The sequence below is a fragment of the Alsobacter sp. KACC 23698 genome (genome assembly GCF_045348435.1).
In the GTDB taxonomy this organism is placed as follows: domain Bacteria; phylum Pseudomonadota; class Alphaproteobacteria; order Rhizobiales; family Beijerinckiaceae; genus Alsobacter.
Map to the genome: position 1 here is coordinate 3,396,529 of NZ_CP157484.1, position 10,569 is coordinate 3,407,097.

General features: G+C 69.2%; 10 protein-coding genes. 2 read left to right on the top strand and 8 right to left on the bottom strand.

The window, feature by feature from the left end; all coding sequences use genetic code 11:
• Window positions 1-147 precede the first annotated feature (147 nt).
• From recA to flgB, 8 genes are all read right to left on the bottom strand, one after another.
• Window positions 148-1,233 (bottom strand): recombinase RecA, encoded by a 1,086-nt coding sequence (gene recA / locus ABEG18_RS16155; RefSeq protein WP_406854072.1) that lies wholly within the window; start codon window positions 1,231-1,233, stop codon window positions 148-150.
• A 610-nt stretch (window positions 1,234-1,843) separates the two neighbouring features.
• A complete protein-coding gene (cckA, locus tag ABEG18_RS16160) occupies window positions 1,844-4,390 on the bottom strand; it encodes a cell cycle histidine kinase CckA (protein WP_406858625.1) in 2,547 nt (848 codons plus the stop codon).
• Window positions 4,391-4,443: 53 nt separating this feature from the next.
• Complete coding sequence (gene flhB / locus ABEG18_RS16165) at window positions 4,444-5,511, bottom strand: flagellar biosynthesis protein FlhB (RefSeq protein ID WP_406854073.1); 1,068 nt, start codon at window positions 5,509-5,511, stop codon at window positions 4,444-4,446.
• A 6-nt stretch (window positions 5,512-5,517) separates the two neighbouring features.
• Complete coding sequence (fliR, locus tag ABEG18_RS16170; protein WP_406854074.1) at window positions 5,518-6,279, bottom strand: flagellar biosynthetic protein FliR; 762 nt, start codon at window positions 6,277-6,279, stop codon at window positions 5,518-5,520.
• Window positions 6,280-6,349: 70 nt separating this feature from the next.
• Entirely contained in the window at window positions 6,350-6,616 is a 267-nt protein-coding gene (locus ABEG18_RS16175; protein ID WP_406854075.1) for a flagellar biosynthetic protein FliQ, read from the bottom strand.
• A 43-nt stretch (window positions 6,617-6,659) separates the two neighbouring features.
• The gene (fliE, locus tag ABEG18_RS16180) at window positions 6,660-6,968 is read right to left on the bottom strand and encodes a flagellar hook-basal body complex protein FliE (protein WP_406854076.1); all 309 of its coding nucleotides are present in this window, start codon (window positions 6,966-6,968) and stop codon (window positions 6,660-6,662) included.
• Window positions 6,969-6,983: 15 nt separating this feature from the next.
• Window positions 6,984-7,394: a flagellar basal body rod protein FlgC gene (gene flgC / locus ABEG18_RS16185; protein WP_406854077.1), complete on the bottom strand. Its 411-nt coding sequence runs from the start codon at window positions 7,392-7,394 to the stop codon at window positions 6,984-6,986.
• 6 nt (window positions 7,395-7,400) lie between these two features.
• Window positions 7,401-7,790 carry a flagellar basal body rod protein FlgB gene (flgB, locus tag ABEG18_RS16190; protein WP_406854078.1) on the bottom strand — a complete coding sequence of 130 codons (390 nt, stop codon included), beginning with the start codon at window positions 7,788-7,790 and terminating at the stop codon, window positions 7,401-7,403.
• 190 nt (window positions 7,791-7,980) lie between these two features.
• On the opposite strand from flgB, the gene ABEG18_RS16195 reads away from it, so the two are divergent.
• Together ABEG18_RS16195 and fliP are read left to right on the top strand one after the other, a co-directional pair.
• The gene (locus ABEG18_RS16195; protein ID WP_406854079.1) at window positions 7,981-9,651 is read left to right on the top strand and encodes a hypothetical protein; all 1,671 of its coding nucleotides are present in this window, start codon (window positions 7,981-7,983) and stop codon (window positions 9,649-9,651) included.
• Between the two features lie 97 nt (window positions 9,652-9,748).
• Window positions 9,749-10,522 carry a flagellar type III secretion system pore protein FliP gene (fliP, locus tag ABEG18_RS16200; RefSeq protein WP_406854080.1) on the top strand — a complete coding sequence of 258 codons (774 nt, stop codon included), beginning with the start codon at window positions 9,749-9,751 and terminating at the stop codon, window positions 10,520-10,522.
• Window positions 10,523-10,569 lie beyond the last annotated feature (47 nt).

A 10,569-nucleotide genomic window follows, 5' to 3' on the forward strand; every position in this document is an offset into this window, starting at 1 on the left:
ACGGAGCTCACGCCGCACCGGGCGCGTCCTTCTCCCCCGGGAGAAGGGGCGCGCGAGATGGAACGCAGAAGCCGGCATGGAACGCAAAAGCGGCGGCGCTGGGGGGCGCCGCCGCTCTGGATCGAAACCGGTCAGACGTCCAGGCTGTCAGCCTTCGCCTTCGTCCAGGTCCTCCGCCGTCGGCTCGATGTTGTCGAGGATGCGGTCGGCCAGCAGGCCGGCGTTCTGGCGGATCTGGCCCTCGATCTTGGCCGCGATGTCGGGATGCTGGCGCAGGAACGTCTTGGCGTTCTCGCGTCCCTGGCCGAGGCGCTGGCTGTCATAGGAGAACCAGGCGCCGGACTTCTCCACGATGCCGGCCTTGACGCCGAGGTCGACGAGCTCGCCCATCTTGGACACGCCCTCGCCATACATGATGTCGAACTCGACCTGCTTGAAGGGCGGGGCGACCTTGTTCTTCACCACCTTCACGCGGGTCGTGTTGCCGGTGACCTCCTCGCGGTCCTTGATTGAGCCGATGCGGCGGATGTCGAGCCGCACCGAGGCGTAGAACTTCAGCGCGTTGCCGCCCGTGGTGGTCTCCGGCGAGCCGTACATGACGCCGATCTTCATGCGGATCTGGTTGATGAAGATGACCATGCAGTTGGAGCGCGAGATCGACGCCGTCAGCTTGCGCAGCGCCTGGCTCATCAGCCTGGCCTGCAGGCCCGGCTGCACGTCGCCCATCTCGCCCTCGATCTCGGCGCGCGGCACCAGCGCGGCGACCGAATCGATGACCAGCACGTCGATCGCGCCCGAGCGCACCAGCGTGTCGGTGATCTCCAGCGCCTGCTCGCCCGTGTCGGGCTGCGAGATCAGGAGGTCTTCCAGATTGACCCCGAGCTTGCGGGCGTAAACCGGGTCCAGCGCGTGCTCGGCGTCGATGAAGCCGCAGACGCCGCCCTTCTTCTGCGCTTCCGCCACGGTGTGGAGCGCCAGGGTGGTCTTGCCGGAGGATTCCGGGCCGTAGATCTCCACCACGCGCCCGCGCGGCAGGCCGCCGACGCCGAGCGCGATGTCGAGGCCGATAGAGCCGGTCGACACGGTCTCGATCTCGACCGCTTTCTCGTTCTTGCCGAGCCGCATGATCGAGCCCTTGCCGAAGGACCGTTCGATCTGCGAGAGCGCGGCGTCCAGCGCCTTGGCCTTGTCCATGGATTGCCCTTCAACGAGCCGGAGCGAGGGTTGCGACATTGCTGGGGATCCTTATGGCACGAGCGCGAAACGAGTCTCAACTTGCGTCTGAGACAAACATGATCACGTTCTGTTCTCACCCGCAAGTTCTTTTTTTGTTCTACCCGTTGCAACCAGCGGAGAGTGCGGGCGATGTCGACTTCGATGGGGCGCCCGTCGTTAGAAGCTCATTGAGACTGGTCCCGCTCGCGGAGCAGATACATCGCTGCGCTTGAAACAAAAATTATATTGGTAGGCCATATAAAAAGCAAAGATAGACCAGACAGATAAGTAAACCTCAAGCGTCGAAGATGAGAATTACAAGATGCAAATTCATCCGCAAGCTTGAAATAGCAGCGGAACACATTTACATCCGTCGAAACGGGAGCGCTCCACATGACGAACAAGACTAAACCCAAGCCGAAGACGACATGATCTGTTCTTTTTAAGAAAATGTATCTGGTCAATATAATTGAGAAAAATAGAATGAACGGCAAGTCAAACAATGGGTCAAATCCTTTGAGTACTAAAATACGAAATATCACATGTAAAATACTGGCAACCAACAACGCAATAGAAATGAAAAGGCGCAGAAAACGCGCATAAATCGAAATCACGGAATTGCTCGACATTACCCCAGCGCCGTCTTCACCGCCTCGATCAGCTGCTTCAGCGTGAAGGGCTTGGGCAGGAAGGAGAAATCCTCGCCGTCGGGCAGGTTCTTGCTGAAGGCCTCCTCGGCGTAGCCGGAGACGAAGATGACCTTGGCCTTGGTGTCGCGCTTGCGCAGTTCGCGCAGCAGCGAGGGGCCGTCCATCTCCGGCATCACGACGTCGGAGACCACGAGGTCGATCTTGCCCTGCTGCTCGTCGAACACCTCCAGCGCCTCGACGCCCGAGGACGCCTCCAGCACCGTGTAGCCGCGCTGGGCGAGCGCCCGGGCGCCGAAGGCGCGCACGGCCTCCTCGTCCTCCACCAGCAGCACCACGCCGTTGCCAGTGAGGTCGGCGGTGGGCTTGGGCTTGGCGCCGGGCGCCGGGGCCTTTTCGGGCTTGGCGGCCGGCAGGTCGTCGGCGTGCTCCTCGCCGCTGTGGCGGGGCAGGTAGATGCGGAAGGTGGTGCCGCGGTCGACCACGCTGTCGCAGAAGATGTAGCCGCCCGACTGCTTGACGAAGCCGTACACCATGGAGAGGCCGAGGCCCGTGCCCTTGCCCACCTCCTTGGTGGTGAAGAAGGGCTGGAAGATCTTGTCGATGATCTCCTGCGGGATGCCGGTGCCGGAATCCTGGATCTCGATCAGCACGTAGTCGGCGGCCGGCATCACCTGCTCGCCGGCCGCGACCGGCTCGGTGGCGTGCACGTTGCTGGTGCGGATGGAGAGCCGCCCCCCCTCCGGCATGGCGTCGCGGGCGTTGACGGCGAGGTTGACGACCACCTGTTCGAACTGCGTCAGGTCGGCCCGCACCGGCCACAGGTCGCGGCCGTGGCGAACGTCGAGCTCCACCCGCTCGCCCAGGAGGCGCTTCAGCAGCATGCCGAGGTCCGACAGCACGTCGCCGAAATGCATCACCTGGGGGCGCAGCGTCTGGCGGCGCGAGAACGCCAGCAGCTGGCGCACGAGGCCGGCCGCCCGGTTGGCGTTCTGCTTGATCTGCATGATGTCCTGGAAGGACGGGTCGGTCGGCCGGTGGTTCACGAGCAGCAGGTCGGCGTAGCCCATGATGCCCTGCAGCACGTTGTTGAAGTCGTGCGCGACGCCGCCGGCGAGCTCGCCCACGGCCTGCATCTTCTGCGCCTGGGCGAACTGCGCCTCCAGCGCCCGCTGCTCGGTGGTGTCGAGCGCGTACACGATGGCGGCCTCGCCGTCCTCCGCCTCGTTCTCCACCGTGGTGACGAAGAAGCGGGCCGAGCGGGCGCCCTCCCCGGTGAGCGACAGGTCGATCGGCGCGATGTCGCCGCGCCCGGCTGCGGCGGAGTTGATCACGCCGGTGAGCTGCTCGCGCTCGCGCTCGGCCACCACGGCCAGGATGGAGCGGGCCTCTGAGGCGTCGTGGCCCTTGAAGGCGGAGCCGAACAGCCGCGCGAAGGGGCCGTTGGTGCGGGCGATCCGGCCATGCCGGTCGATGGTGGCGATGGCCAGCGGCGTGTTGTTGAAGAAGCGGGCGAACCGCACCTCGGCGGCGCGCTGGCCCTCGGCCACGTCCTCGCCGGCCGAGCGGTTGAGCACCAGCGTGCGCGAGGGCCCCGGCGCGCCGTCATACGCGAAGGCGACGCGGTGGAAGAGCCGCACCGGCAGCGACTGGCCGCCGCGCCGGCGCAGGTCGAGATCGTGGATCTCCGTCCTGACCTCGCCGGCGCCGCCGATCACGCCCGACAGCAGCGCCGCGCCGTCGCCCGGCACCAGGTCGGCGAGCTTCAGCCCGCCGGAGCCGAACTGCGCCAGATCGTAGTCGAGCCAGCCCGCCAGGGTGGCGTTCATGTAGATGACGTCGCCTGCGGCGTCGACGGAGAGGAACCCCGCGGGAGCATGGTCGAGATAGTCGATGGCGTGCTGGAGCTCCTGGAAGACGTTCTCCTGCCGCTCCCGCTCGCGGGTGACGTCGGCGATGGTCCACAGCGTCGCCCGCCGCCCGGTCGAGCGCTCCACGGGGCGCACCCGCACCCGGTACCAGGCCACGCCCTCCAGCGCGCCGAGCGGCGGGGAGAGGCGGATCTCCTCGGAGGCGATCTTGCCGTCGCGCGCCGCCTGGGCCAGCCGGTAGATGGCTTCCGACACGTCGGAGGAGCCGGTGAAGAGCCGCTCGGCGGTCTGGGCCCCGTCCAGCGTCCGCGCCCCGGCGAAGCGCAGATAGGCGTCGTTGGCGTAGGCGATGCGCCCGTCCGCATCCACCACCAGCATGCCGTCCGCGCCGGTGTCGACCACCGCCTTGGTGAGGTCGTTGCGGCTGGCCTTGCCGGCGAACTCGATGATGCCGACCGCGCCGGCGAAGAGCGCGAACACGCCGATCACGGCCAGGAGGGCGAGCAGCCCCATGATGAGCGGCTGGGCCTTCTCGCTGGCCAGCAGGGACAGCGCGATCGCGGCGCCCACCAGCACGCCCGCCAGGGCGAGGAGCAGAACGGCGCTGCCGGAGCGCTGCGTCCGGTCGAGGGCGGCGCCGGGCGCGTTCGTGGTCATCGCGTCCTGTCCTGACCTGTCGGCCTTGGCCATGTTCCATCCATCCGTCGCCGTCATGACGGCCTCCGGCGCAGCCGCATCACGTAGCCGATGACCTCGGCGACGGCCTTGTAATGTTCGACCGGAATGTCCTGATCGAGTTCAACCGCCTTGTAAAGCGCGCGGGCGAGCGGCGGATTCTCCACCACCGGGACGCCGTTCTCCTCGGCCAGCGCGCGGATGCGCAGCGCGACGGCGTCGAGGCCCTTGGCGACGCAGAGCGGGGCCGGCATGCCGGGCTCGTACTGGAGCGCGACCGCGAAGTGGGTCGGGTTCATCACCACCACCGTGGCGCTGGGCACCTTGGACATCATCCGGTTGCGGGCGGCCTTGGCGCGCAGCTGGCGCAGCTTGGCCTTCACCTCCGGGTTGCCCTCCTGCTCCTTGTACTCTTCCTTGAGCTCCTGCTTGGTCATCTTCTGGCGCGAATACCAGGAGAAGCGCTGGTAGACATAGTCGCCGGCCGCGATCACCGCATAGATGATCAGCACCGCGGTCATCAGCTTGAGGGCCTCCGCCTTGGTGACGGGAAGCAGCATCGCGGGGTCGAGCGTGGCGAAGCTCTCCAGCCTGGCCATCTCCGGCCACACCGCCATGAAGATCGCCACGCCGACGACGCCGAGCTTCAGCAGGCCCTTGATGAATTGCGCCAGCGCCTCCTTGCCGAAGACGCGCTTGAAGCCGGCCATCGGCGAGATGCGCGAGAATTGCGGCGCCAGCGGCTCGGTGGTGATCATCGGCCGATGCTGGATCAGCGCGCCGGCCAGCCCGCACAGCATCACGACGCCGAGCGGCAAGGCGAGGGCCGTGAGCCCCGCCTTCAGCCCCTGCTCGCCATAGACGCGCAGCGAGCCGGGATCGGCCGAAACCTTGCCCGCATGGGCGAGAAGGCCCTGCAGCATGGTCTTCAGCGTTCCGGCGGCGCCGTCGGCCACGGCGCCCAGCGCCAGCGTGCCGCCCGCCAGCACGAACCAGGTGTTGATCTCCTGGCTCTTGGCCAGGTCGCCGCGCTCGATCGCCTGTTCGAGGCGTCGTAGGGAAGGGTCTTCTGTGCGGTCTTCCTGGTCGTCCGTGTCCGCCATCGGGCCCTACCGCGACGCCAGGGGGACGAGGAAGTCGGAGACCTCCTTCAGGAACAGGCCCATCATCATGCCGATCACGGCGGCCAGGATGACGAAGCCGATCATGATGGTGGCCGGCATGCCGAGGAAGAACACCTGCAGGGCCGGCATCAGGCGCGACAGCACGCCGAGGCCCAGATTGATGAGCACGCCGAAGACGATGAAGGGCGCGGCGATCTGCACCGCGACGCCGAAGCCCTTGCCCATGGTGGACAGCGCCAGCATGGCGGCGTCGCCCGTGGGCGGCGCGCCGGCCGGCGGCAGCGCCACATAGCTTCCGCCGATCGCGCCGATCACCAGATGGTGGCCGTCGGTGGCGAAGAGCAGCGTCACGCCCAGCATGGTCAGGAGATTGCCGATGGCGGCGGACTGGCCGCCCTGGGTGGGATCGACGGTCTCGGCGAAGGACAGGCCCAGCGCCTGCGAGACGAAGTTGCCGGCGGTCTGAAGAGTGGAGACGACGAGCCGGCCGGTGAGGCCGATCATCAGGCCGATCGCGATCTCCAGGAACAGGGTGGTGAACACCGCCGTCCCGGTCGTCGCGCCGGCCGGCAGCAGCGGCTGGACCAGCGGCATCATGCCCAGCGTGAGGAAGATGGCCAGCGCCAGCCGGACCCTGGCCGGCACGAAGCGCTCGCCCAGCGCCGGCAGGAGCATGACCAGCGTGCCGACCCGCGCGAACACGACCATGAAGAGCGCCGCGACCGCTGGCCCGAAGGTGAACGACATGCCTGCCTTGCCCCGAACGCCGGCCGCTGAAGCTCCCGGCGCGACGGCGAATCCCGCCTGCGCCCGCATCCTACCCGCCCGAGGCGATTCGCGCGGCGACTCTCGTCATGTAGCCCGCCATCGCGTCGCCCATGAAAGGCAGCAGCAGCAGCATGGCGAGCCCGACCAGGATGATCTTGGGCACCGCCACCAGGGTCTGCTCCTGGATCTGGGTGAGCGCCTGGACCAGCGAGATGACGACGCCGATGACGAGCGCCACCAGCATCAGCGGGCTCGCCACCTTCAGAAAGGTGAAGATGCCGTCGCGGGCGACGTCGAGGACTTCCGGGCCGGTCATCGCGGCGAGCGCTCCCGGCGCGGTCGGTGGGGGGCCGTGCGCATCAGATCGGCATCCGCATGATTTCCTCATAGGCGGCGATGACCTTGTCGCGCACCGCCACCAGGGTCTCCAGCGCCGTCTCGGACTCCGCCACCGCGGTGACGACGTCGACCATGTCGGCCTTGCCGGCCGCGGCCCTGCCGGCCTGCTGGTCCGCCCGCTGGCCGGTCTCGGCCACCGACTGGAGCACGTTGCCGAGCGCCTCGGCGAAATTGGGCGCGCCAGCTCCGGCGACGGCCTTGCCGGCCGTCGGGGAGGCGAGGCGCTGGGTCGCCGCATAGGCGCCGGCTGCGAGCGTGGGACTGGCCATCAGGGCTCTCCGGAATCAGGCGCGCAGGATCTCGAGGGTCTTCGCCAGCATGCGGCGCGTGCTGCTGATGACGTTCAGGTTGGCCTCGTAGCTGCGCTGGGCCTCGCGCATGTCCATCTGCTCCACGAGCGGATTGACGTTGGGGTATTTCACGTCGCCGGCGCCGTCCGCCGCCGGGTGGCCGGGCTCGTGGCGGACCTCGAAGGCCTTCTTGTCGCGGCTGACCCGGCCGAGGGACACCGTCTGGGCGTCCAGCTCGCGCTCGAACTTGTGGTCGAAGGTCGGCACCTTGCGCCGGTAGGGGTCGCCGCCCGGCTTCAGGGCGGTCGAATCGGCGTTGGCGATGTTTTCGGAGATGACCCGGATGCGGCCGGCCTGGGCCTTAAGGCCCGACGCCGCGATCGCCAGGGAGCGCAGGAAATCCATGATGCGTCAGCCCCGCTTGCCGATGGCGATCTTCAGGAGCGAGAGGCTCTTGGAGTAGAGGCTCGCGACGGCCTGGTAGTCCATCTGGGTGTCGGCCAGCTTGGTCATCTCGTCCTCCAGGGTGACCGAGTTGCCCGACGGACGGGTCTCGAACTTCTCGCCGCCGCGCTGGCCGGGCGAGCCGGGCCCGCCCGAAGACGTGATGTGGCCGGGCGCCGTCGCCTCGATCCGCACCCCGCCGGGGACGCCGGGCGTCGGCATCGCCTGCAGGTCCTTGGGACGAAAACCGGGCGTGTCCGCATTGGCGACGTTTTCCGCAAGCAGCTTCTGGCGCGTCTGCAGCCACTGCATGCGGGTCTTCAGCTGGTCGACGAGGGGCAGTCCCATTCCGCTCATGGCGGCCTCCGCTGGCGGTGGGCAAAAAATGCCGCCCGCATGGTTAATGTCGAGTAAACGAACTTGCGTGGGGGCTGCGGTTGGGGGACTTGACGCAACCATCCGAAGGACGGCGTGCTATGAAGAGCACGTGGACGGTGTCCCTGCGGGCCCTCTTGGGAGTGTGTGAGCGTTGCAATCGATCTTCGGAATGACCTTGCCGACGCCGGCCGTCTGGGCCGTGGCGTTCGTCGTCATTTTCATCCTGCTCGCCCTGTTCGCGCTGCTGCTGCGCCGCATTGCGGGCGCGAGGCTGAACATGCCGGGTGCGGCCAATCGCAACCGCCAACCCCGCCTGGGCGTCGTCGACGCCTATGATCTCGACCGGCAGCGTCAGCTCGTCATCGTCAGGCGCGACAATGTCGAGCACCTGCTGATGATCGGCGGTCCGAACGATCTCGTCGTCGAGCACACGATCGTGCGCGCCGGCCCGGCCGTCCAGCGCGAGCATCCTTATGATCCGGCGAGGGTCGACGCGTCGCGGCCCGAGATGCAGCGGCCCGAGCCGACCCGGCAGGAGGCCCCCCGCCCGGACGGCCCGAGGCAGGACCTCCCCAGGCCCGACCTCCCCCGACCCGAGGCGCCGCGCCAGGAAGCGATGCGTCAAGAAGCGATGCGCCAGGATCCGATGCGCCAGGATCCTCCCATGGGCCGGCCCGAGCCGGTCCGCCAGGAATCGGCTCGTATCGAACCGGCTCGCATGGAACCGCCCCGCTACGAGCCGCCGGCGCCGCCGATGCGCCAGCCCGCTGCGGCGTCGGCTGCGCCTGTCCCGCCCGTGGCCGTGCTGCCGCAGCGCCAGGGCGCCGACCCAAGCCGCAACGCCCCTCCCCCGCCGCCGGTGCGGCGCCCCGAGGTGATCCGTCCGGAGCCCGAGCTGCGTCTGGAGCCGGTCTCCCGGCCAGAGCCCGTCTCCCGGCCCGAGCCCGCGTCTCCCATGCTGCGCGCCGAGTCGCGTCCCGATCCGTCCCGCTCCCCGCCGCCCCCGCCGCCGCAGCGCCCCGCGCCGCCGCCCCAGCCGGTCCGCGCCGAGCCGCCGCCGCCTCCTCCGGCGCGGAACCCCGAGCCCCAGCGCGCGCCTGATCCCGCGCCGACGCCGGAGGGCAGGCCCTTTCCGGAGGGCCGGCCCACCCAGGACGGCAGGCCCCTGCCTGAAGGCCGGCCCTTTCCGGAGGGCCGCCCCGTTCCCGAGTTCCGCCCGGCGGGCGACGCGCGTCCCGCCCCGGAGGTGAGGCCCGAACCGCAGCGGCCTCCGGCCGGCCCGGCTTCGGCGCCGCAGGTGCGGCCCGAGCCGCGCCCGGAGAGCAACGCCTCCGCCGCCGCCGCCGCCCAGGCGGAGCTGTCCGACATGGCCAAGAAGCTCGAGGCGGCGCTGAAGCGCCCCTTCGCGGCCGCCCCGCCCCCCGACGGCCCTCCGCCGGCCCGGCCCGCGCCTGTCGCGTCCGGGCCATCCGTGGCCGCGCCGCCGCCGCGCCAGCCCGAGCCCCAGCGTGGGCCGGAGCCCCAGCGCCAGCCGGAGCCCCAGCGCCAGCCGGAACCCCAGCGCGCGCCGGAGCCGCCCCGTCCGCCGGAGCCGCAGCGCCCGCCCGAGGCCCAGCGCCCGCCCGAGCCTCCCCGCCCGCCGATCGCGGTCCCGCAGGGTCCGGGGCCCGGCGCGACGGCGCAGCAGCCTGCCCCGCCGGCTCCCGCGAAGGCGGCCGAGCCCCCGCCCCCGCCGCCGCCTCCGGCCCGGCCGGCCAAGCCGACCGATCTCGTGGATTTCGATTCGCTCGAGGCGGAGATGTCCCGTCTTCTCGGCCGCGACGTCAGCACCAAGACCTGAGGCTTCGTCCCGTCCGGCGCGGCGTCGCGCCGGTTCTCCACAGCGTCGCCGCCCCGCGCAGGTGACCGCGGCCGTCCGACTCTCCTAGGGTTGGCGGATGGATCGAGGGATTCGCTCACGGGCGCTGCGCGTCTCGCTCGCTGCGGCGTGCGTGGGCTTCGGCGCGCTTGCGGCCGGCCTCCTCGCATCCGGAGCGGCGAGCGGCCAGACCTTGTCGCTCGACCTGGGCGGCGGCCAGAGCGTCAACGAGCGCGCGCTGCAGCTGGTCTTTCTCGTCACCATGCTGTCGCTGGCGCCGGCCGCGATCGTGATGGTGACGTCCTTCACCCGCATCGTGGTGGTGCTGTCGCTGCTGCGCTCGGCCATCGGAGCGCCGACGGCTCCGCCCAACGCCGTCATCGTCAGCCTGGCGCTGTTCCTGACCGCCTTCGTCATGGCCCCGACGCTGCGCACCGTCTACGACACCGCGGTCACGCCGCTGCTGGCCAACCAGATCCAGGCCCAGCAGGCCTTTGAGCGCGGCTCCCAGCCGATCCGCTCCTTCATGCTGCAGCATGTCCGGGACAAGGACCTCGAGCTGTTCATGAACATGTCCCGCGAACCCCGCCCGGCGACGCCCGAAGCCACGCCGCTGACCACCCTGATCCCCGCCTTCATGATCTCCGAGCTGCGCCGGGCGTTCGAGATCGGGTTCCTGCTCTACATCCCGTTCCTGATCATCGACCTCGTGGTCGCCTCCATCCTGATGTCGATGGGCATGATGATGCTGCCGCCCGTGACGGTGGCGTTGCCGTTCAAGCTGATCTTCTTCGTGCTGGTGGACGGCTGGAGCCTGGTCGCCGGCAGCCTGGTGCAGAGCTACGGCGGCTAGGGCATGCTGCGAAAAGGTGGGAACCGGCTTTTCGCGCCAAAGCATGC